15 protein-coding genes are annotated in these 21,894 nt (G+C 66.2%); 2 read left to right on the forward strand and 13 right to left on the reverse strand.

Annotation, left to right across the window (positions count from 1 at the left end; translation table 11 throughout):
- The first annotated feature begins 55 nt into the window (after positions 1-55).
- The gene (locus JHD67_RS12105; RefSeq protein ID WP_199099434.1) at positions 56-1,582 is read left to right on the forward strand and encodes an oligosaccharide flippase family protein; all 1,527 of its coding nucleotides are present in this window, start codon (positions 56-58) and stop codon (positions 1,580-1,582) included.
- Positions 1,583-1,599: 17 nt separating this feature from the next.
- A complete protein-coding gene (locus JHD67_RS12110; protein WP_199099435.1) occupies positions 1,600-2,754 on the forward strand; it encodes a GNAT family N-acetyltransferase in 1,155 nt (384 codons plus the stop codon).
- A gap of 12 nt (positions 2,755-2,766) precedes the next feature.
- Here the strand turns inward: JHD67_RS12110 and JHD67_RS12115 are convergent, their stop codons facing one another.
- The 13 genes from JHD67_RS12115 to JHD67_RS12175 all read right to left on the reverse strand — a co-directional run bounded on the left by JHD67_RS12115 (position 2,767) and on the right by JHD67_RS12175 (position 21,885).
- A complete protein-coding gene (locus JHD67_RS12115) occupies positions 2,767-3,549 on the reverse strand; it encodes a polysaccharide deacetylase family protein (RefSeq protein WP_199099436.1) in 783 nt (260 codons plus the stop codon).
- Positions 3,546-4,334: a formyltransferase family protein gene (locus JHD67_RS12120; RefSeq protein WP_199099437.1), complete on the reverse strand. Its 789-nt coding sequence runs from the start codon at positions 4,332-4,334 to the stop codon at positions 3,546-3,548. Before JHD67_RS12120 ends, JHD67_RS12115 begins: the two co-directional genes overlap by 4 nt.
- Position 4,335: 1 nt before the next feature.
- The gene (locus JHD67_RS12125) at positions 4,336-5,499 is read right to left on the reverse strand and encodes a hypothetical protein (RefSeq protein ID WP_199099438.1); all 1,164 of its coding nucleotides are present in this window, start codon (positions 5,497-5,499) and stop codon (positions 4,336-4,338) included.
- Positions 5,496-6,662: a glycosyltransferase family 4 protein gene (locus tag JHD67_RS12130; RefSeq protein ID WP_199099439.1), complete on the reverse strand. Its 1,167-nt coding sequence runs from the start codon at positions 6,660-6,662 to the stop codon at positions 5,496-5,498. Before JHD67_RS12130 ends, JHD67_RS12125 begins: the two co-directional genes overlap by 4 nt.
- On the reverse strand, positions 6,659-7,294 hold the full coding sequence (locus tag JHD67_RS12135; protein ID WP_233171845.1) for a polysaccharide deacetylase family protein: 636 nt from the start codon (positions 7,292-7,294) through the stop codon (positions 6,659-6,661). The genes JHD67_RS12130 and JHD67_RS12135 overlap by 4 nt, the downstream gene beginning before the upstream one ends.
- Before the next feature lie 2 nt (positions 7,295-7,296).
- On the reverse strand, positions 7,297-8,475 hold the full coding sequence (locus tag JHD67_RS12140) for a glycosyltransferase family 4 protein (RefSeq protein ID WP_199099441.1): 1,179 nt from the start codon (positions 8,473-8,475) through the stop codon (positions 7,297-7,299).
- 3 nt (positions 8,476-8,478) lie between these two features.
- Positions 8,479-9,588, reverse strand: coding sequence for a glycosyltransferase (locus JHD67_RS12145; RefSeq protein WP_199099442.1), 1,110 nt, complete (start codon positions 9,586-9,588; stop codon positions 8,479-8,481).
- A complete protein-coding gene (locus tag JHD67_RS12150) occupies positions 9,588-10,943 on the reverse strand; it encodes a phenylacetate--CoA ligase family protein (RefSeq protein WP_199099443.1) in 1,356 nt (451 codons plus the stop codon). Before JHD67_RS12150 ends, JHD67_RS12145 begins: the two co-directional genes overlap by 1 nt.
- A 91-nt stretch (positions 10,944-11,034) precedes the next feature.
- Positions 11,035-12,300: an O-antigen ligase family protein gene (locus JHD67_RS12155; RefSeq protein WP_199099444.1), complete on the reverse strand. Its 1,266-nt coding sequence runs from the start codon at positions 12,298-12,300 to the stop codon at positions 11,035-11,037.
- Entirely contained in the window at positions 12,288-13,397 is a 1,110-nt protein-coding gene (locus tag JHD67_RS12160; RefSeq protein WP_199099445.1) for a polysaccharide deacetylase family protein, read from the reverse strand. Before JHD67_RS12160 ends, JHD67_RS12155 begins: the two co-directional genes overlap by 13 nt.
- Positions 13,391-14,518 (reverse strand): glycosyltransferase family 2 protein, encoded by a 1,128-nt coding sequence (locus tag JHD67_RS12165; protein ID WP_199099446.1) that lies wholly within the window; start codon positions 14,516-14,518, stop codon positions 13,391-13,393. The genes JHD67_RS12160 and JHD67_RS12165 overlap by 7 nt, the downstream gene beginning before the upstream one ends.
- Positions 14,515-15,642, reverse strand: coding sequence for a glycosyltransferase (locus tag JHD67_RS12170; RefSeq protein WP_199099447.1), 1,128 nt, complete (start codon positions 15,640-15,642; stop codon positions 14,515-14,517). Before JHD67_RS12170 ends, JHD67_RS12165 begins: the two co-directional genes overlap by 4 nt.
- Before the next feature lie 30 nt (positions 15,643-15,672).
- A complete protein-coding gene (locus JHD67_RS12175) occupies positions 15,673-21,885 on the reverse strand; it encodes a non-ribosomal peptide synthetase (RefSeq protein WP_255557236.1) in 6,213 nt (2,070 codons plus the stop codon).
- Between the last annotated feature and the right edge of the window lie 9 nt (positions 21,886-21,894).

A 21,894-nucleotide genomic window follows, 5' to 3' on the forward strand; every position in this document is an offset into this window, starting at 1 on the left:
GCAACAGGGGCGCAGCCTCCCAACGGCAGGGTCAGCGATGCATGCGGAGCACCGCATGAGCAGCCGTACCGCCATCCTGCGCAGCGTCACCATCGTTTCGGTATCGAGCTATATCGAGTTCGCGCTCGGCTTGCTGGTGAGTGTGTGGATCGCGCGCGCGCTGGGACCGTCCGACTTTGGCCGTTACGCCTTCACCGTGTGGTTGTGTGGGTGGTTGATCGTCTGCAGCAATCACGCGCTTACCACGTCGTCGACCAAGTTCATCGCCGAAGCGGAGGGTGCCGGGCAAACCCAGGTCGCCTCCCATATCGCCTATTGGCTCAACCAGGTGCAGCACAAGAGCAGCCTGATCGTGGTGGGGCTGTTCCTGCTGGCGTTGACCATCATCCAGCCGGCCGAATGGCATAACGGCCTGCTGCCGGCAGCGGCGATGGTGGTGGTGGCCACGGTGAGCAAGGCCAACTACGCCATGCGTGTGGCGATTGCTAAGGGGCAGGAGCACTTCGAGCCGGAAGCTATCGCTACCGTGCTGGGTGGCGTGGTGGGTATGGGCCTGGTGCTTGCGGCCATGGTGCTGCATGCGGGGTTGCTGGCCTTCGTCGGCTTGTTCACGGTGGCATGCCTGCTGCTCAACCTGATCAACCGCGTGGCCTATCGACACTACTGCGTGCCGTTCGGAAAAGGTCCGATCCCGTTGGAGCTGAAGGCGCGGCTGGTGCGCCATTTGCGGCTCACCGCCGTGCTGATCCTGGTGGGTTCCTGCAAGGCGGGCACCATTGAAGTGTTCCTGCTCAACACGTTCAGTACCACCACCGCCGTGGGTTTTTTTGCGATCGCCGGAACCTTGACCAAGGGGGCGGTGCAGTTGTTCTCGGTGGGGCTGACGTCGACTTTGCTGCCGTATATGTCCAAGTCGTACGGCCAGAAGGGGCATGAGAACGCGGTGCGCTTTCTCGGCGAAGCTTCGCGCTTCTATTGGGCATTGGGGTTGCTCATTGCCGGGCTCGGCCTGGTCACCACGCCCGATATCGTTACCCTGATGTATGGGCACCGCTACGTGGACGCGATTCCCGCCATTGAAACCATGCTGGTGCTGGCGGGCTTGCTGTTGGTGGTCAATGGCATCGCTGCCTACCAGACCGTGGTGGACCGGCAAGGTGACCGCGTACGCATCGCCATGATCTCGCTGACCGTCAACGCCGTGCTTGGCTTGGCGCTGGTTCCCTGGCTTGGGCTCACCGGCGCGGTGCTGGCCTATGCGGGTACGCGGTTCTCCGAGTTGTTGCTGGCGATCTACTACCTGCGCCGTGCCACCACGGGCGGCTTGCCGGTGGGGGCTATGGCGCGCTTGTTCGGTATCGGGCTGTTGGCGACCGCGACGGCGTGGCTGGTGACACATTGGGTCGCCAACCCCTTTGGCTTCCTGCTGGGTAGCGCCGTCTTCCTGGTGGTGTTCCTGCCGGCCAGCGTGCTGGTGCGCTACTGGGCCGACGATGATTACCAGTTCATTGCCTCGGTGGCGCAGCGCCTGGGGCCACCCGGACGCGTGTTGATGCGCGGCCTTAGTTGTCTACAAGGATAGGGAGCCTGGATCTCGCCATGATGTTGTCCAGCGACGCGTCCATCACCGCCATCACCGTGCATGGCACGGAAGAACTGCGCCAGTTGCGCGATGCGCTGGCGCGGGTGGCGGATATGCCCGGTGCCGCTTCGGGCGTGGTGCAGCATCCGGATTGGCTGTTGTTCGAACTTGCCTGGCGCGGCGAGATCTTCTCGCCGCATGTGGTGGTGGTGCGTGCGCCGGATGGCAACGTGGTGGGCTACGCGCCGCTGCTCGCCTATGTACACCACGCCCGTCTCGCGCTGGGGCCGCATCAGGTGCCGATCTATCGTGGGCGCGCGTTGCGGTTGCTTGGTTCGGGCGTGGTGGCGTCGCCAGCGTGGCGTGTGCAAGTGGAGCGTGCAGTGGCCGAGGTGTTGCGACATACGCGCCGCGCACGCGTGCTGCGCATCCAGGAGACGAGTTTGCCCAATAGCTTTGCGCAGGCCTTGGCGCTGGGGCCGCATCGCTTTACCCCGGTGCAATCGAACCTGCTCGATCAGGTGAGCTGGTCGATCGATCCCGCTCCCGCGCTAGGCGACTGGCTGGGCGCGCTGGGCTCCAAGAAGCGCAACGATCTCACGCGTCGTCAGCGCAATGTGTACAAGAAGCTAGGCGAGCAGGCGCACATGCGTGTGTTCGAGCATCCGGATGACATGGAAACCTACGCGGCGCTGATGAATCAGGTGTACGCGAACAGCTGGCACGCCAAGGAGCTGCCGATCGATTGGCAGCTGCCCGCGCGGGTCGAGTTGTTTCGGCGGCTGGCGGCGCAGGGGCGCCTGGTGGGGCACCTGTTGTTGCTGGGAGATCGAGCGGTGGCGTATGTGCACGGCTATCGCCACGATGGTCGCTACCTGATGGACGATACCGGCTATGACGAAGAGTTCGCCCCGCTCGGCGCCGGTTCGGCCCTGGTGTTCCAGGCGGTATGCGACCTGCTGGAGCGTCACCCGGGCGATGTCATCGATTTCGGTTATGGCGACAACCAGTACAAGCGCGTCCTTTCCAATCGGCAGGTGCCCTGCGGTTCGTTGTATCTGGTCCGTGGGGCCAGCCCGTTGGCGCGCTTTGGCATGATCGCGCCTATGCGCGGCCTGTATCGCTGGGCGCGTCGGTTGTCCGGTCGCGCGCAAGACGCCAGTGTCGCCTGAGCGTCTGGGGCGTTAGGAATGTTCACCCAGCCAGCGACGACGCACCAGTTGATAGACCGGCCGTGACCAGCGCTTGAGCGGCTTCTTGAGGTTCCAGCTCAGCCATTGGCGCTGGCGTTGCGATCCTTCGCCGGTGGCCAATGCCAGCGCGTCCCGTGCGGCCGTGTCATGCCATACGGCGTAGCGTCCCAGCACGCGGCAGGCTTCTACGCTATGCATGGCTACGGTGGGCTCGGAGGTGAACAGGTAGCGAAAGCCTGCGGCAGCCACCACCCGCGCCACGCGGTGCGTATAGAAGCCGCCAGGCACCGAGGCAACCTGTACGGGCTCGCCGAGTATCTGCTCGAGGCGGTCGCGGCTTTCCACCCACTGCGCAGCCAGCGCAGCGTGATCGAGGCTGGAAATGTCCGCAGGGTGCGTGTGGGAGTGGCTACCCACCACATGGCCCGCGCGGTGCAGGGCAAGCAGCTCCGCCGCGGAAGCAAAGCCCGCGGTGCCGATACGTTGCGTGGTGATAAAAAAGTGCCCGCGCATGCCATGGCGATCCAGCAGTGTGGCCACGCGGGTCGCGCTCTCGCCACCATCGTCGAAGGTGAGCAGGCAGGTTCGATCGGCGGATGCTTCCTGTGCCAACACGGAGGGAAAGTGCAGGCCGCTGGAAGCGAGCGCATGGAGGTGCGCGGTGAAATGCGCCGTATCGAGCTTGTAGTGGGCGGCGGCAGCGCCGGGGAAGCCGCTCTGGTCCGGCATGCCGGCGTCGACCACATCGTGATACATCAGCACGGGCATGCTCATCGTTCGCCGGCCTTTGCCGCCGCGCGCTGCCAGCGCAGGTATCGGCTGAGCCAGGGCTGGCCCCAGGCCGCGCTGGCGCGATGGCGGGTATCGATGGTGCTGGCATCCCCGCGTGCGATCTCCTGCAAGCGCGCGGCGATGCGTTCCAGGTTCTCCAGCACGACGCGGTATTGGATAACCACATGCGATTCCCGCCGCTCGTCGAACGGGTAGCTGAAGTAGCCGTACACCGGCCCGGTATCCACACCGGCATCGACCTTCAGCAAGGTCATGCCCACGCGCTCCAAGTCACGTTCGGAAAGCGCCCAGAAGCAACCGTGCGCATTGCGGTACTCCGGGCAGATGCCGGGATGCATCACGAAGCAGCCCACGCGAGGAATCGCCAGCAGCCGCTTCTTGAGCAGTTGCTTGCAGCGCGCCAGCACGACGTCGGGCGCCGCCTTTTTCAGAAAGGCGAGCACTGCCGGATCGTTCACGTCGGCAGCCATCACTTGCGGCACCGAGGGTGCGGCACCGTAGCGCTGGCGAAGCGTGGCCAGGGCTTGCTCAGTCCATGTCCCGTCGCGGCGAGCCAACGCCAGGCGCTGGTAAAGGCGCATGGCGATCACGTCCAGAAAGCGCAGCCAGCCCACGCGGTGGATTTCGCGTCGCACGCGGGCGCGCATCTGTTGCGGGGTTTCCTCCAGCACGACGATACCCGCCAACTCGGAGAAGGAGTCCAGCCACGCGGCGAGTCCTTCGCGGTCAAAGCGGTCCGAGGCATGGCAGATCAGCACGGTGCGCATGTCAATACGCCCGGTGCGGTGGCGGCGGGAGTGCAAAGTCGCGGTATTCGTTGGGATTGCCGCGCTTGCCCGCCTCGGCCGCCTTGATGATGTTGTACATCTCGCGCGCGGTGACGTAATGCAGCATATGGCGGTTGCCGTCGTTGTAGCGCTGCTCCAGGTAGCGATGCATGGCGTGTACGGGTTCGCCGAGCAAGGTATCCATGTCGCGCTCCTGCGTGCCGTGCGTATGGATCTTCACGAAGATCCAATCCGGGCGGCCCTCCACCTGCACGCCGGCGCGCACCCAGGCATCCACGCGCGCATCGCTGGGCGGGCAGGAGGCGCGTACGTCGGCATTCTCCACGCGGGGAATCACACCCAGCCGACGCTCGCGCCAGTTGAGTCCCAGTGGACCCTGTACGATCAACAGGTCGCCGCTGGGCTGGCCGCCGACACGCGCCGGCACGCCGGTGTCGTGCGACTTGGGGCGCGCGACGTCATCGGTGGCGTAGTAGATGGCATTGATGGTGCGCGTTTGCGTGTCGCTGGGCGCGGAGGGCAGGGTGAAGTCGGCATAGCAGCCCAGTTCGCGCAGCAGTACCAGCTCGTTGTTGAGGCCACACCAACGGCCATCCGCACGCGAGTTGTCCAGACACCAGTTGCCGTGGATGAAACCAAAGCGCAGCTCACCCGTGTCGGGGTCGCGCGATAGCGCGCCGTGGCGTTCGTGCAACACCTGGTTGAAGCGGGCGATGGTGCTGCGGAAATTGGCTTCGGTGTCGTTGTCGTGATGCAGGTGCACCTCGATCTCGCCGTAGCCATCCGCGCAGAGCGCCGCCAGTTTGTCGAGGTGTTCGTCGACGTATTCTTCTTCCGGATAGAAGAAGGTGTGCTGCGGCGGCCGGCCGTCAGCGTCGCGGTGTGCATTGGCCAGCAACCGGTATTCATGGCACCAGCGGTCCACCCGGGCGCGCTGTGTCTCCAGCGGTGCCTTGCCCCAGGCAGGCTCGAAGTGATCGACGAAGCAGAACATCACATGCACCGTGCCCTTGCCCGGATCGGGCACGCGCCGGCGCAGGTAGCTGCCCAGCCATATCTGCATGTTGCGCGCGTAGATCGCCCGCCGCAGCACCACCGCCATCATGGCGAGCACCACCACCAGGATCAAAAGTAGCAGGCTCATCCCACGGCCTCCGTCGGCACCAGCGAGAGCAATTGCTCGGCGTTGTTGCGCCACTGGCGTTCGCGTACGACATAGTCGCGCGCGGCGTGGCCGATGCGTCGGCGTTCGTCTTCCTGGGTGGCCAGATCCAGCACGCGTTGCACACAGGCATCGAGTTCGCCGCGCGGGAAAAGCCAGCCGGTGTGCCCGTCGCTGATGACCTCCGTGACAGGCTCGTAATCGGGCGCGACCACGGCCACGCCCATCGCCATGAGTTCGAACAGCTTCATGGGCGAGCCGTAGAGGTTGGAGTCGGGCAGCACGGCGTAATCCATGCATGCGATCCAGGCGGCCACGTCGTCATGCGGTACCCGGCCGGGCAGGATCACCCGATGCGACAAGCCGCGCTCGGCCACCAGCTCGCGCACGGCCGGTAGCGTGCGTCCGTCGCCGACCAGTACCAGCAACAGTTCGGGTTGTTCGCGCAAGCGCTGGGCGATGGCGTCGACGAAGCCGTCCACGCCGTGCCAATGCGCAAATACACCGATGTGACCGCATACCACGTAGCCCTTGAGCCCGCGTTCGGCGCGCAGGCGTTCGCGATCGTAGCGGCGGGGATCGAAGCGGGACAGGTCCGCTGCGTTGGGCGACACCACCGAGGGCGCGATCCGCCCGTAGGCTTCCTCCGCTTGTTGGCGGAAATAGCTGGAGATGAACACCAACCCGGTGCACTGGCGCAGGCACCAGCCCTCGATGCGACGGGCCAGGCCGGTGAGCTTCAACGGCCGCACGCGATGCACCAGGGCGGAGTCGTTGATCTCAAGCACCAGGGGAATGCCATGCAGCCGCGCCAGCCACACGGTGGCGAACAGGAATAGCGAGTAGCGCTCGTAGATCAGCTGGGGACGCTGTTGACGGATCGCCCGTTCGATGCGCCACAAGGTGACCAGGTTGTAGCCCAGCTCCAGCAGTTCGAACAGCACGCCGGGCATGTGCGCCACCAGTGCGGCGAGTCGGCCGCGCTTGCCGGGCTGCGCGGCAGCGAACTCGTGTTCGGGATCGGCGCCGGGGAACGACATCACCGTGACGTCGTGGCCCAGGTCGCGTAGCGCATGGACGATGCCGCGAATGTGCACGCCTTCCACATGGCGGCCGCGCGTGCGGTGGTGATACAGGATCTTCATGGTCCTATCCCTGGCAAGGCGCGGAACTGGTGGCCGGCACGCTGCCATTCCGGCAGCAGCACGGCGAGTGCATCGGTAGCGCGGTCGCTGTCGTCATGCATGAGCACGATGTCGCCGGAACGCGGCGGGTCGGCGCGCAGGCGGGCGACGAAATCGTGGTGCTCAGGCTTTTGGTAGTCGAGGCTGTCGTACGACCAGTACACGATGTTGCGCGACTGGCGTGCGCACTGCAGCAGCAGGCGCGCATCGAGGTGGCCCTGCGGCGTGCGCAGGCGGTGCCGGGCTTGCCCGTCGAACGCCTGCAGCAAGGCATCGGTGCGTGCGAACTCGTCCATCTGCTGTCGCAGCGTCATCGCCTGGAACGCACGGTGGGAATAGGAATGGTTGGCGACCAGGTGGCCATCCCGCACCATGCGCGCCACCAGTTCGGGATGGTGTTCCACGCGATGGCCGACCAGGAAGAAGCTGGCATGCACGCCATGTTCGGCCAGAAGATCGAGCAGGCGAGGCGTGTGCTGCGGGTCGGGGCCATCGTCGAAGGTGAGATAGCGCACACCATCGAGGCTCGGCCCGCGCGTCTGCAGCAGGCTGTCCGGCAGCCAGCGGAGCAGGCGCTGCTTATGGGGTCGCATATTCACGCAACGGCCCTCGCTGGCGATGGCGCTGACGCTACCACTTCGCTGAGGATGGTGGCGAGATGGCGCACGTTGTCTTCCCAGCGAAAGACCGAGGCGTGCAGGGCGATCGCCTCGCTATCCCAGTGGCGCTCGCAGGCCTCGATCAAGGCCGCCGACAGGGCGGCAGGGTCGTGCGGCGGCACCAGCAAGCCGGCCAGCGCCGGCACCACTTCCGGAATGCCGCCCACCTGCGTGGCGACCACCGGGGTGCCGCACGACATGGCTTCCAGTACCACGTTGGGTACGCCCTCATTGTGGCTGGGCAGGCATAGCAGATCCGCGGCGCGGAACCAGTCGCCCAGCGCATCATGGGGGATGGCGCCGACCAGTTGTACTCGATCGGCACAACCCAGCACGCTGGCGCGCTCGCGTAGCGCTGCCGCGCATGGGCCGGCGCCGACGTAGGCGAGTTGGGCCCGGGGCTGTGCGGCCAGCAAGGCGGGGAAGGCCTCGAGCAGATCCAGGCAGCCTTTGCTGTCCTTCAGGTTACCCACGTACAGCAGCAGCGGGGCGTCGGGGGATAGCTGGAGGCGACTGCGCGCCTCGCTGAGGGAGCCCGGCGCGAACAGGGTGGGGTCCACGCCGTTGTAGAGCACGTGCACCTGCGACGGCTGCGCGCCCAGCGCGGTGGCCTTGGCGCCGAGTGCCTGGCTTACCGCCACCACGGCATGGGCGTCGCGCAGCGCGGAGGCGATTTGCGGCCGGCGCAGCGCGAAGGTGGCTTGCACGTTGAGATCGCTGCCATGCACTTTCACCACATACGGAATACCGAGCTTGCGCGCCAACCAGCCTACCGCCACCGCGTCGGGATACGCCCAACTGGCGAGCAGGCAATCGTAATGCGCCGCACGCAGGCGGCGGCCACGCTGGGCAAGCAACGACAGGTACCAGCACGCGGCGTGCAGCGAGCGGCCGATGCGCGGCGGATAGACAAAGGTAAAGTAGTCGGTGCGCAATGCCTTGAGCGATACCTCGCCCTTGCGTCCGGCCAGACGCTCGCGAAAGTCCACGGCGGTGAGCACGTCCACGTCGTGATGCTGGGCCAGCCGTTCGAATTGCTGACGATTGAAGGCGCCGCGCAGCGGGTCCCAAGGCGTGGGGAAGAGGTTGGTCAACACGAGCACGCGCAGGCGCATCGCTCAGTGCTCCGTGTCTTGGTAGAGCCGGTCATAGCGGCCGGCCATGGTTTCCAGCGAACCGTTGCGCTCCACCCATTCGCGTGCGGCACGACCGCAGGCACTGGCTTTCTGGGGCGCCTGGATCAAGGCAAGCATGGCCTCGGCCAGGGCCGGCGGGTCGCCGGCGGGTACCAGCCGCCCGGTGTGGCCGTCGTGCACGATTTCGCCATTGCCGCCGACGTCGGTCGCCACGATGGGTAGCGCGGTGGCGCAGGCTTCCAGCAAGGCCATCGAATATCCCTCGCTGAGCGACGAGAGCACGAACAGGTCCAGTCCACGCAACAACGCCTGCACGTCGTTGCGGTCGCCGAGGAAATGCACGGCCTGTTGCAGGCCTTCGTCGTTCACGCGCTGCTGCAGGTGCGCGCGCAGTTCGCCGTCGCCAATCAGCACCAGCGCGGCATGCGGATGCCGCGCATGCACCTGGCCGAAGGCGCGGATCAGGCCGATCTGGTCCTTGGCCCAGTTGAGGCGTCCCACGGTGCCGATGAGGGGGGCGTGCGCGGGCAGTTGCAAGGCTTCCAGCAGGCGCAGGCGCATATCGGGCGAGGCGGGCGCGAACAGGTTCACCGGAATGCCGTTGGGCACCACTTCGGCCTTTACCCGGGGCACGATGCCGCGCGCCACCGCGTCGCGCAGCGCCGCCTGGCAAACCGTCACCACGGTATCGGTATGCGCGAGCGCGCGGCGATACAACCACTCGCGGCGCCCCGTGCGCTGGTTCACGCCCATGCCATGGCGGGTGTTGAGGATGCGTCGAATGCCCAGCCCGCAACTTGCCAGCACGGCCTGATAGTGCGCCACCGCGTTATGCGTGTGCAGCACCTCGGTGCCGTGGCGCGCGAAGCTGCGGCGGGCGCGGGCCAGCGCCCGAAAGTCCACCCCGTCGCGCTTGTGGCAGCCGATGACGGGAATGCCCAGTGCATCCAGCTCGTGCGCCTGCGAGCCGGTTTCGAACAGGCACACTACCTGGCAGCGGTGGCCTTGGCGGTGCTGGATCTTCACCAACTCAAGCACCATGCGCTCCAGGCCGCCGCGATTGAGGTTTTCCACTACGTGGGTGATGTTCACTAAGCCAGTTCCGAGATGGTGAGGCGCGTCTTGCCGCTGCGGGTCAAGGGAATGTCGTCCACAAAGTGGCAGGCCACTTCGATGGAGTCACCCAGCACCTTGCGGATCTCGCGATGGATCATCGCCAGCGAGTCATCGTTGAAGGCATCGCCGCGCACCAGCGAAACATCCAGGCGATCGAGCTGTCGCTGCACGACCTGGTACTGCCGCACGCCGGGCACCTCCTTGAGCAGGAAGGGGAAGAACATGCCCGGCAGAATGCGCCCGTCCGGCGTGCGGATGGCATCAAGCATGCGTCCTTCCACCTGGGTGATCAGGGGCAGGCCGCGACCGCAGGCACAGAGCTGCGGCGAGGCGGTAATAAGGTCGCCGGTGGCATAGCGGATGAATGGCATGCCGTAGTTGAACAGATCGGTGACTACCGCCTCGCCGGTGAGCGGTGCGAGGTGGGCATCCGGCGGCTGCACGCGTTCCACCAGCAAGTGGTCCATGTTTACGTGCATGCCTTTGTGCTGGTCGCATTCACCCGCGATCATCATGAATTCGCGGCAGCCATAGGTATTGAAGGCGGGGCAGCCGAACGCCTTCTCGACGATCTCGCGCTGGAATTCGTGCATGGCCTCGCCGTTGACGATGAACGCCTTGGGCGAATGCACGCGCCGGCCGGTATCCAGCAGCCATTGCGCCAGCCGCAGCAGCGGGCTGAAATAGCCCGCCAGCACTTCCGGGCGGTAGCTATCGATGAGGTCGGCGTATTCGCTCATGTTCGCTTCCGTCATATGGAAGCTGTTGACGATGCGTCGGCCGAACGCGGCGTGGTACAGCTGGTCTTTCCAGCGACGCGCCAGCGTGGGATTGCCCAGGCCGCCGCCCCACATCACCAGGCTGCGACGTCCCGGCGGTGATCCCGCCCAGCCGTAGCCGCGAAACATCACCGCATTGCGGCGGTCGTTGCTCTCGCGGGTATAGCCAAAGCGCAGCGGCTCGCCGGTAGAGCCACTGGTGTTCTTGTAGAGCATGCGATCGCGCCACGACTGGGCTTTGAGATCGTCGCCCTGCGCGCGGATATCGGCCTTGGTGAGCATGGGCAGGCGGGCGTAGTCATCCCGGTTGCGGATATCGTCGGGCGTGATGCCCAGCGCCTTCCATTGCCGCTGGTAGTAGGGCACCTCGCGGTAGCAGTGCTCCAGCAGGCGCTTCAGGCGCTCCCATTGCAATGATTCCAGTTGGTTCGGCGACAGCCATTGGTTGTGCTCGTACTCGGCCAGCCACGCCAGCGTGCCGCGACGGCGGATGCCGCTTTCGTAAACGGGAAAGAGCACGCGTCGAAAGGCCTTTTCATAGAAGCTGTTCATGGTGCATGTATCCCTGTCGATGCGCCGGGCTCCAAGAGGACGGCTACTGCCACATGCGAAACACCGTGCGGGTAGGCAAGGCAGCGCGTTGTCATCCTGCGGTCCTCAGCAGAATGGCGACCAGCACGTACAGCCCCGCAATGCTGCCCATGGCGGCGGGTACCCAGCGCCACCAGTTGCGGGTGATGCGGTAGTTGGCCATGCCGGGCATGCGCTTGCGCGCGCCGACGAAGTAGCCCACCGCAATGGCGAGGATCAGGTAGAGCACGATCATGTAGCTGCGGCTGAGGAAGAACGCCGTGGTAAACATGCCGCACAGCGCGATGAACAGGGTGAGCGCGAGCGGGCGCTCGATCTGCCATTGCGCGGCGTCCTCCGGGAACTGGGCCACATCGGGCTTGTAGCGCAGTACCAGCCACATCATCCAGAAGCTGTACCCCACGAATGCCAGCCATAACACGTAGCCGGCAAAGCCGGCCTCGGCCAGCACCAGTACGAAGGAGTTGTGTGCGGTCAGGTCGTTGTATTCGGTGAAGTTGCCCGCGCCCACGCCGAACAGGGGATGCGACATGAACATGTGCAGGCCGGAGTACCAGGCATCGACGCGGCCATTGGCCGATTCCTCGCCGGCATCCAGATCCTGCATGCGCGAGGAAAGCAGCTTCATCACGGTCAGCCCGACCACGCCGAGCACGGCGGCGAGCATGGCCCCGCGGCGGTACCAGACATACACGCCGGCCATCACCAGCACGGCCAGCATGGCGCCGCGCGAATCGGTGAGGCGGATGCCATACAGCAGCAACAGGGTGCCGGCATACCAGAACAGCTTGCCGAGCGCGCCGCTCTTGCGACCCAGGTAGATCGCCATCGGCACGGAGGCGACGAACAGCAGGCCGAGATCATTGGGGTCGTTGAAAATGCCTACGTATTGGATGCGACCGTCCTCGCCTACGGGTATGCCCGTCCAGCCGACGCCGCTGTTGCTCTGGTCCACGCCATGCATGGCCAGTACGAACGAGCACAGCACGATCACCGCCATGCTGATTTCCACGCGGCGCTTTTGCGTGCACGCGGCGGCGAGGATGAAAAAGGAGATGACGGTGGGGCCGAACTTGGCCGCCTGGTCCAGCATGCCGCCGGTCCAGCCGTTGGTGGCTTGCGAGATCATCAGCACCAGCATGAAGACTGGCAATATCGCGAACTGCGGCGCGGCGAAGGTCCTTTCCTTGGAACCCAGCCAGCACAGGAATGCCAGTATCAACACCACCGGCAACACCGGCACGCCGATCAGCGCCGGCATATAGTCCTGCGGGCGCACGATGGTGAGCACCAGGTACAGCAGGATCAGTGGGAACATGCTTCACCCCTGATCGCAAGCTCGGTGTGGCTGCCGCTGGGGTAGCTCATCAGGCTGGGCATGGCCAGCATGGCGGCGAACCAGCCGGTACCCATATTGCGTTCCACCGCCAGACGGTAGAGCGCATAGCGGTTGATGTGGGGTTGCGGGTTGGTACCGCTGATATAGCAGCAGGCCAGTTCGAACCCGGCACCGCGCGTGGTCTCGATGACCCGTTGATCGAACGCGCGGGCCCCGCCCACCGGATAGGACATGTGCCGCATGCTCGGGCCGAGTTCACGATCCAGCGTCTCGCGCGAATGACGCACTTCGTAGTCGAGTTCTTCCTGTGGCAATTTGGAAAGCATGCGGTGGTGTACGCCGTGCGAGCCGAACTCATAGCCGGCCGCGTGCATCTCGCGGATCTGGTCCCAGGTCATCGGCAGGCAATCCGGCGGAGCGGTATCGCTGGGCATCGACCACAGTTGCTCCAGCCGGCGGGTCATGGCCGATTGCTCCAGGGCGTCGATCTCCTTCATGCAATCGAGCACGATGGCCGCCAGCACGCGACGTTCGGCGCGCGTGGGCGGAATGGCTATGTCCAGGTTGATCTCAGGCAACACCAGCCGCTCGGCGGTGCTGAGCAGGATCATGTGCACCAGCCAGTCGTAGGCAAACGGCCGGCCGCTGTCGATATGCCCGGTGGAGACAAAAAACGTGGCGGGTACGCCCAGCTCGCGCAGGATGGGAAAGGCCACCTGGTAGTTGTCGTAGTAGCCGTCGTCGAAGGTGACCACCACGGCGTCGGCCGGCAACTCCTTGCCTGCATTCAGCGCGGCGGCGACCTCGCTCAGGTGCATGGGGCGGTAGTGCTGCTTGATGAAGCGCATCTGCTCGCGGAAGCCTTGCGGCGATGCGCTGATCAATTCCATGTCGAATTCGTAGGTATCCGGGTCGGGCAGCGGCGTAATGCGGTGATACGCCAGGATGCGCAGATCCTTGCGCAGCCAGGAACGCAGGCGCTGCACGGAGCCGAGCAGGCCGGTGCTGTGGCACAGCTCGCCAAGCTGCCCTCGAAGTCCGGCCGGGCGGCCGCTATCGCGTACCTGCGTCACCATAGGTGCAGTCCTTTGTTGCGCGCGAAAGTCACCACGGCTTGCGCGGCGAACAGGTTGAGATAGAAGAACGCCGTCGCCAGGCGTACCGGCAGCCAGCGTGCAGTGACGCTTTGCAGGCGGCCGATCAGCACCAGCAGCGCGGCCACCAGCAGGGCGGCCAGTGCCAGCGCACACGGCAGGTAGCGGCCGGCCAGGCAAGCGGAGGTGACGGCGACGCCAAGCAAAAGCCATGGCGCGAGCAGGCGCAGCAGTTTGTGGCTCACGAATCGGAACCAGGCCGGGTTGCGCCAGGGAAGCAGCAACCAGGGTGCCAACTGGATCAACTGGCAGTTGCCGGCCAGCGTGCGGATCTTGCGACGGCGCTCCTCCTGCGGTGCCTGCGATGCGCGATCCCAGGCGATGGCTTCGGGTTCGAACACCACGCGGGAACCGTCGGCCACCACGCGCATCGGTACCAGTACGTCGTCCAGCACGGTGCCGTCGGGCAGCGGGCGATACAGCGATCGACGCATGGCATACAGCGCGCCACTGACGCCGATGGTGGAACCGGAGCGGCTTTCCGCGTGGCGGATCAACTTTTCGTAGCGCCAGTAGGCATCCACCCCCTGGGCGAAGCCGGAGTCAGGGTCCGATAGCATCAGCTCGCCGCTGACCGCACCCACGCCAGGATCGGCGAGGTTGGCTACCAAGGCGCGCAGGGCGCCCGGCGCCAGCTTTTGACGCACGTCGGTGAGCAGCAATACTTCGCCGCGTGCTTGCTCTACGGCACTGTTGAGGCAGGCGGCCTTGCCGCGGCGCTCGGAGAACGCCAGCACGCGTACGCGTGCATCGCCAAACGCGTGCGCGAGTCGGGCGGTGTCGTCCCGGCAGCCGTCGCAGGCGATCACGATGTCGATGGCATCGCGCGGATAGTCGAGCGCGCCGAGGTTCGCCAGCTTGGCCTCGATAAGGGCACCGCCGTTGTAGACGGCCATTACCACGGTCACGCTGGGCGTGATCGATTGCGTATGCACCGGCCGCGGGAACCATCGCGCTTGGAGCCACATGCACGCTGGATAGCCCACGAAGATGTGGACCAGGAGCAGGCCGCAGACCCAGAAAATCACATAGGCGGCGGTCATGGCCCCACCTCACGGCGACGCGCGAACGTTACCAGCGCCTGCGCCGAGGACAGATTGAGATAGAAGAACGTTGCGGCCAGTCGTACCGGCAACCAGCGCGTGAGTGCCGGTGAGAGCCGTCCGGCCGCCACCAGGCAGGCGCCCGCCACCAGCAGGGCGACGGTGGCGGTACACAGTACATGGCGCCGGGCCAGCAGCAGCGAAGCCAGCGCCATGCCTAGCAGCAGCCACGGTGTGGCCAGTCGAAGCAGCTTGTGGCTGACAAAGCGCAGCCATACGGGATTGTTCTGCGGCGACAACAGCCAGGGTGCCAGCCGGGACAGTTGATAGTGACCGGCAGCGTAGTAGACGCGACGCGGGCGGTCTTCCTCCGCGCGCTGCTCCAGGCGGTCCCACGCGAGCGCGCGTGGCTCGAAGATCACCCGACGGCCGCTGGCGGTGATGCGCAGGGGGATGAGCACGTCCTCCAGCATGGTGCCGGGCGGCAGCGGTTCGAACTGTAGCCGCCGCATGGCATAGAGCGCGCTGCTCACGCTGACGGTGGAGCCGCTCTGGCTTTCGGCCAGGCGCAGCGCCTTCTCGTAGCGCCAATAGGTGGCGATGCCTTGGGCGAAGCCGGAGTGGTTGTCGGTGTAGAGCACTTCGCCGCTGGCGATACCTACTTGCGGATCGGCCAGGTTCGCCACCAGTTCGCGCAGGGCGATCGGCGCCAGCGTCTGGCGCACATCGGTCATCAGCAGCACCTCGCCTTTGGCTGCCGCCACGGCGCTGTTGAGGCAGGCAGCCTTGCCTTGCGGCGTACCGAACTCCAGCACGCGCACACGTGGGTCGTTGACCAGCTTGGCAAGGCGTGGCGTGCCGTCGCGGCAACCATCGCAGGCGACGATGATCTCGATGCGTTCGCGCGGATACGTGAGCGTGCCCAGGTTGGTGATCTTCTCTCGGATATGCAGCGCACCTTCGCGCACCACGATGATGGCGCTGACGGTGGGCGTGAGGTTCTGCTTGTCGATGCGCTGCGGCCGTAAGCGCGCCAGCATCCACACCCCCGCCGGATAGCCGACGAAGGTGTAGAGCAGGAGCCATCCGCTGGCCAGGAATGCGGCATAGACCAGTGAGCTCATATCGGCTTCCCCCAAACCGATGGATTCATCTCAGCGTCGTCCAAACAGGCTGCGCAGGCGCTGGCCGAGCGGGGCCGGCCGGGGGCTGGCGGGCGCCGCTTCCGGCGCGGCCACCAACTCGGCCGCCAGCGTGGCGAGCGTGCCGTTGGCGATATCCAGCAAGTTGAGCCGCACGCCGGTTTCGCGTTGCACCCGCGTAGCCATCTCCACGGCGAGCAAGGAGTGACCACCGATATCGAAGAAGCTATCGCTGGTGCGCACCTGGCCGATATGCAGGAGATCCTTCCACAGAGCGGCAAGCAGCTGCTCGCCCGGCGTCTTGGGTTGCACCGCCAGCTCGGCCAGGTCATCGCCGTGCGCACCCGGCGGTGGCAGGGCCGCGACGTCCAGCGTGCCATCGGCCAGCAGCGGCAGTGCATCCAGCAATACGAGGTGCCTGGGCATGGCATGCGCGGCGAGCAGTTGGCTCAGTGCGGTGCGCAGTGCTTCGCGATCCAGGCGAGTGTCTGTGGCGGCTACCACATAGGCATCGATCTGGCTGGCACCGTCGGCGTGCGTACGCGCCACGGCGGCGACGTCGGCCACCCCAGGTTGCTGGCGCAGCAGTGCTTCGGTGCTGGCTGGATCGACTTCGCGACCGCCGACCTGCACGCGGCGATCGAAGCGACCCAGCGCCTGGAGCTGTCCATCGGCGAGCCAGCGGCCGCGATAGCCGGTGGGACGCAATGCGGGTGCATGCGCGGTAGCGACGTGGCGCGTGTCGCTGCTACTGGCACGCTGGCCAAACGGTGCATGGAGCGTGTCGCCCGCCAGATGGATTTCGCCGATGGCGCCGATGGGGCAAGGGCGTTGTTGGGCGTCGAGAATCCACGCGGTGGTCGAGGTCAGCGGCCGCCCGGCGTGTACGCCTTCGGCGGGGTGCTCGATGCGCCCGATGCTTGCCACGGCTGCGCTGCTGTCGGCGCCGAACAGGTTCCACAGGCCGGCGCTGCGTGCCGCCAGCTGAGTAGCCAGTTCGGGTGTCGGCGCGCCCGCCACGCATACGGCGCGCAGCCTGGCGTCGCCTTGCCAACCCGCTGCCAGCAAGGCGCGCCAAGTGGGGCCGGGAGCCAGCATCACACCGGTGGCGCTGGCGTTGATAAGGCTGAGCAAGGCGTCGCCATCGTCGGTCTGGTGGATGCCGGCGAGCACGAACTTGGCGCCGCTGCCCAGTGCAAGGAAACGTTCCACCACGGACAGGCCGGTGGTGCCTGGTGCCATGCCAAGCACACTATCCGCCGCGGTGACGCCGAGTTCGTCGCGCAGCCCCGCCACTTGCAGGGCGAGTGCGCGATGGCTGATGCCCATGCCGTGCGGCTGCGCGTTATCGCCAGGGAGATAGCTGACGATGGCGATGTCGTCCAGGGTGGCGCGCGAATCGGTATTGCGTTGTGCCGATGCGGCGAGCAGTTCGCTGGTATCGGTATCCAGCCACAGGGCCTTGGCATGCGGCCAGCGGAGTGTGCTTTCCAAGGACGCGGGGCCGATCAGGAAGCTGGCATCGGCGTCGTTGATGAGGTCGAGTAGGTGTGCGGCCGGGTCTTCCGGATCGAGCAGCAGCAGTGTGCCGCCCGCTTTCAAGGCGCCCAGCAGGGCGCTCAATCGGCCAATGCCGGCTTCGGCGCATACGCCCACCACGCTGCCGCGACCCACGCCGCGTTGGCGCAGGCAGTCGGCGACGCGGTTGCTGCGTGTCTCCAGTTCCTCGTAGGAAGTATTCCAGTTACCCACGGCCAGTGCCGGGGCCTTGGGTGCCGCATCGACCTGGGCCTCGAACTGGCTCAGCACATCGGTGAGCGCCGGCTGGGAGGTCGCCGTGGCGTTCCATTGCTGTTGCTGGGCATGCTCGTCGGCGGTGATCGCGTTGAGCGTGTCGATGGTTTGGCTGGGGTCGGCGATCACGCGCGCCATCAAGGTGAGGTAGCGGTCGCGCTGCAGTCGGGCCGTATCGGCTTGCAGAATATCGGCGTTGTAGGTGACGCCGCCCAGCAGGCCCTTGTTGTTCTCCAGGAACCATAGGCCGAGATCCTCGGTGGCGCCGCTCTGGAACAGCAGGATTTGATCGTGTTCCAGGCCACCCCAGTCCACCACGCGTTGGCGTGCATCCTGGAACGAGAACAGGGCCTGATACAGCACCGCACCGTGGCCGTGGCCGGTGCGCAGCTCGCGCTGCAGGAACTCCAGCGGCACGTCGGGGTGGCCGAAGCTCTCGATGGCGGCGTTCTTTACCAACCGCACGAAATCGATGAAGCGCAGCGAGGGGTCCACCGTCACATGCAGCGGCAGCAGGTTATTGAAATAGCCCATGACCATTTCGACTTCGGTCTGGTTGCGCGCGCGTACCGGCGTGCCCACCACCAGGTGACGCTGGCCGGCCATGCCGCTGAGCAGCACGTAGTAGAGCGCGAGCAAGGCCATGTTGAGCGTGGCATCGGCCTGCTTGGCAACCTGGTGCATCGCGTCGGTTTTATCCTTGGGTACACGGATCCATTCGGTGCGGCCCACGCCCGACATGCCGGGGCGGCGCGGGTGGTCGGTCGGCAGTGCGTGCGTTTCCTGCGCCTTGGCCAGGCGTTCGCGCCAGTAGTCGAGCTGCGCCTTGAACGGCTCGCTCTCCAGCCACTGCGCGTGCCAGGTTGCAAAATCACCGTAGCTCACGGGCAGTTCCGCCAACGGCGAGGGACGCCCTTCGGCAAAGGCTTTGTAGAGTTGCGACAACTCCGCGTAGAGGATGTCGAACGACCAGCCGTCCCAGATGATGTGGTGCGGCATGAAGAAGAATACGTGCTCGTCGGGCGCGAGCTTGAACATGCGCGCGCTGAAGAGGGGGGCACGGGTGAGATCGAACGGCGTATCGGTGAGTGTCTGCAAGCGCTGCATGAGCACGCTCTCGCGTTCGCTCTCGGCCAGCGCGGAGAGATCCTCCGCCGGGAACAAGGTCAGCGCCACGTCATCCACCACTTGCTCCACCTCGTCACCCTGACGGCGGAAGGCGGTACGCAGGATCGGCTGGCGCCGCATCAGTTCGTGCATGGCCTGGTCGAAGGCGGCTTCATTCATCGCGCCGCGCAGGCGATGGGCGGACGGCGCGTTATACGTAACGCGACCGGGCTGCAGTTCTTCCAGCGCCCACAGGCGCTGCTGCATCAGCGACAGTGGCGCGCGCCCCTGCTCGGCACGGCGTGTCATGGGGGGCGCCGAGATGGCCGCGCCGCTGGCCTTGAGCTGGTCGATGGTGGCAGCCAGGCTGGCGATGGTGGGCGCGTCGAACAGGGTGCGGAACGAGAGGGTGATCTCGAACTCGCGATTGAGTCGCGCGGTGAGTTGGGCGGCGAGCAGCGAGTGTCCGCCCAGCGAGAAGAAATTGTCGTTGACGTCCAGCTCGGGCAGCGCCAGCACCGCCTCCATGGCGGCCGCCACACGGCGCTCGGTGTCGGACTGCGGCGCCTGGCGCGGACGGTCGGCCGCTACCGAATGCACCGGCGGCGCCGGCAGCGCCTTGCGATCGATCTTGCCGTTGGGCAGCAGCGGAATGGCCTCCAGCGCCATCATGTGCTGCGGCACCATGTACTCGGGCAGGCGTTGGCGCAGGCGCGGACACAGCGCGGCTTCTTCGATGGCGGCGCCTTCGCTGGGCACCACATAGGCGACCAGTCGCACGTCGCCGGGGCGATCCTCGCGAGCGACCACGACGGCACGCGCGACTTCCGGCAGGTCGGCCAGCGCGGCTTCGATTTCGCCCAGTTCGATGCGGTAGCCGCGAATCTTCACCTGGAAGTCGAGACGGCCGCGATGTTCCAGCAGTCCGCTGGCAAGCCAGCGGCCGCGGTCGCCAGTGCGATACATCCATGCGTCGGCCTCACCGGCGAAGGGGTCGGCCAGGAAACGTTCCGCGTTGAGTTCGGGGCGATGCAGATAGCCCAGGGTGACGCCGTCGCCGCCGATGTAGATCTCGCCGGGCATGCCCAGCGGGCAGGGCGCGCCATGCTCGTCGAGGATATATACCGTGGTGTTGGCGATGGGGCGCCCGATAGCGATGCCCGCACGCGGTGTCTGCACCCGCCACAGGGTGGACCACACCGTGGTTTCGGTGGGGCCGTAGGCGTTCCACACTTCGCCGCAGCGTTCGAGCAGGGTGTCGGCCAGATCCAGCGGCAAGGGCTCACCACCGGCGATAGCCTTGAAGCCGGCGCGGCCGGCCCAGCCCGATTCCAGCAGGATGCGCCAACCCGCGGGCGTGGCCTGCATGATCGTGGCGTCGCTCTGTTCCACCAGTCGGCGCAGCGCGGCGCCATCGCGCACGTCGTCGTAGCTGGCCAGCACTACGGCGGCGCCCACGCTCAGCGGCAGCATGAGTTCCAGGAAGGCAATATCGAAGGACAGCGTAGTCACCGCCACTAGCCGGTCGTCGGGCCCGATGCCGGGCTCGCGCTGCATGCTGGCAAGGAAGTTGGCCGTGGCGCGATGTGGCACGCGCACACCTTTGGGCTTGCCGGTAGAGCCGGAGGTATAGATCAGGTAGGCCACCGATTCGGGCGTGGCCGCCAACGCATCGTGCGGCAGGCGCGCCGGGCTGGCGTTGGCGATGGTGTCGGCATCGCGGCGCAGCGACAGGAGTTTGTCGACAGGGAAGGCCAGCGCGGCGATGGGCTCGTCGTCCACGATCAAGGCGGCGAGCGCGGCGTCTTCGGCCATAAAGGCCAGGCGATCGGGTGGGAAGCTGGGGTCCAGCGGTACGTAGCCGGCGCCGGTCTTCAGTACCGCGAGCAAGGCGGCGATCATGTCCGGCCCGCGTGACAGCGACAGGCCGACCAGGCCGCCGTGAGCCACGCCGCGCTGGCGCAGTACCTGGGCGATGCGGTTGGCGCGTTCGTCCAATTGCGCGTAGGTGAGCGGCGCCGCACCGTTGGCAATGGCGATGCGCGCAGGATGGCTGTCGACCTGGCGTTCAAAGAACTGGTGGGCCAACTGCTGGGCGGGATAGGGCGTGCGTGCCGGTTGCAGCCCGCGCAGCGCTTCCAGCGCCTCGCCCGATACCAGGGCCAGCGTGCCGCCCGGTGCATCGGGCGTGGCAGCGATGGCGCGCAGCATGGTCGTATAGGCATCGAGCCAGGCCTGGATGGTGGCGGCGTCGAACAGGTCGCTGTTGTACTGGCATTCCAGGCGCAGGCCATCGGGCAATTGCACCGCGTTGACGAACAGCTCGAAGTTCTCGAACGCGCGCGGGTTGCCGGTGAACTGGAAGCGCAGCCCGGGAAAGCTCACGCTGCGTTCGTCCAGCGCCTGATCCAGATTGAACAGCACGCTCACCAGGGGCAGGCGGCCGGGATCGCGCGGTAACGACAGCCGCGCCAGGAGGCTGCCCAGGGTGTACTGCTGGTGTTCGAAGGCATCGAGCAGGTCGCTGCGCACCAGGCTCAGGCTCTGCGCGAACGGTACGGTCGGATCGATGGCCACGCGCAGCGGCAGCACGTTTACGCAATGACCGACCAAGGCGTCGTGCCCCCCTGCGGCCTGGCCGGCGGAGGGGATGCCGATGACGACGTCGTCCTGGCCGCTGAGGCGTTGCAACAGCAGGCCGAACGCGCTGAGCAAGGTGGCGTAGAGGCTGGCGCCGCGTTGCGCGCCAGCGCGCTTGATATTCGCGACGAGGGCGGCATCGATTGTCAGGTCTTCGCGCCGCGAGGCGAAGCTGCGCTGGCGTGGACGTGGACGATCGGTGGGCAGGTCCAGCGAGGGCGCGGTATCGGCGAAGCGCCGCAGCCAATAGGCTTCAGCGTGGCGGCCATCGTCGCTCTGCTTATGCGCGGCCTCGGCGAGCGCGAAGCTGCTGAAGGTGTCCGCCACGGGCAGCGCCGCGCCCTGTCCGACTTGCTGTGCATAGAGCGCGGCGAGATCGCGCACGATCACCCCGAAGCTCCAGCCATCACACACGATATGGTGCGCGGTAAACACCAGCAGGTGATCCTGCGAATCCAGATTGAGCAGTTCGGCGCGTACCAGCGGGCCGTTTTCCAGGTCGAATGGCGTGGTGACGGCATGCCGCAGGGTGGCCTCGACGTCCGCACCGCGCTCATCCACGCCCAGCCATGAGAGGTCGCGTACTTCGCATACCAGCGCCTGCTGCGCGGCGATGCATAGCTCCTCGCCATCGCGGCTGAAGGTGGCGCGCAAGGCCTCATGGCGATCCACCAATTGCTGCAGGGCGGCTTG

Origin of the sequence: Dyella sp. ASV21, from assembly GCF_016428975.1 — a bacterium.
Lineage (GTDB): Bacteria > Pseudomonadota > Gammaproteobacteria > Xanthomonadales > Rhodanobacteraceae > Dyella.

Excerpts from the sequence above, each read along its gene's own strand:
- JHD67_RS12105 (WP_199099434.1), top strand. The coding sequence starts at position 56 with ATGAGCAGCCGTACCGCCATCCTGCGCAGCGTCACCATCGTTTCGGTA.
- JHD67_RS12165 (WP_199099446.1), bottom strand. The coding sequence starts at position 14,518 with ATGACCGCCGCCTATGTGATTTTCTGGGTCTGCGGCCTGCTCCTGGTC.
- JHD67_RS12120 (WP_199099437.1), bottom strand. The coding sequence starts at position 4,334 with ATGCGCACCGTGCTGATCTGCCATGCCTCGGACCGCTTTGACCGCGAA.
- JHD67_RS12125 (WP_199099438.1), bottom strand. The coding sequence starts at position 5,499 with ATGAGCCTGCTACTTTTGATCCTGGTGGTGGTGCTCGCCATGATGGCG.
- JHD67_RS12170 (WP_199099447.1), bottom strand. The coding sequence starts at position 15,642 with ATGAGCTCACTGGTCTATGCCGCATTCCTGGCCAGCGGATGGCTCCTG.
- JHD67_RS12135 (WP_233171845.1), bottom strand. The coding sequence starts at position 7,294 with ATGCGACCCCATAAGCAGCGCCTGCTCCGCTGGCTGCCGGACAGCCTG.
- JHD67_RS12110 (WP_199099435.1), top strand. The coding sequence starts at position 1,600 with ATGATGTTGTCCAGCGACGCGTCCATCACCGCCATCACCGTGCATGGC.
- JHD67_RS12150 (WP_199099443.1), bottom strand. The coding sequence starts at position 10,943 with ATGAACAGCTTCTATGAAAAGGCCTTTCGACGCGTGCTCTTTCCCGTT.
- JHD67_RS12140 (WP_199099441.1), bottom strand. The coding sequence starts at position 8,475 with ATGCGCCTGCGCGTGCTCGTGTTGACCAACCTCTTCCCCACGCCTTGG.
- JHD67_RS12160 (WP_199099445.1), bottom strand. The coding sequence starts at position 13,397 with ATGGTGACGCAGGTACGCGATAGCGGCCGCCCGGCCGGACTTCGAGGG.
- JHD67_RS12155 (WP_199099444.1), bottom strand. The coding sequence starts at position 12,300 with ATGTTCCCACTGATCCTGCTGTACCTGGTGCTCACCATCGTGCGCCCG.
- JHD67_RS12115 (WP_199099436.1), bottom strand. The coding sequence starts at position 3,549 with ATGAGCATGCCCGTGCTGATGTATCACGATGTGGTCGACGCCGGCATG.
- JHD67_RS12130 (WP_199099439.1), bottom strand. The coding sequence starts at position 6,662 with ATGAAGATCCTGTATCACCACCGCACGCGCGGCCGCCATGTGGAAGGC.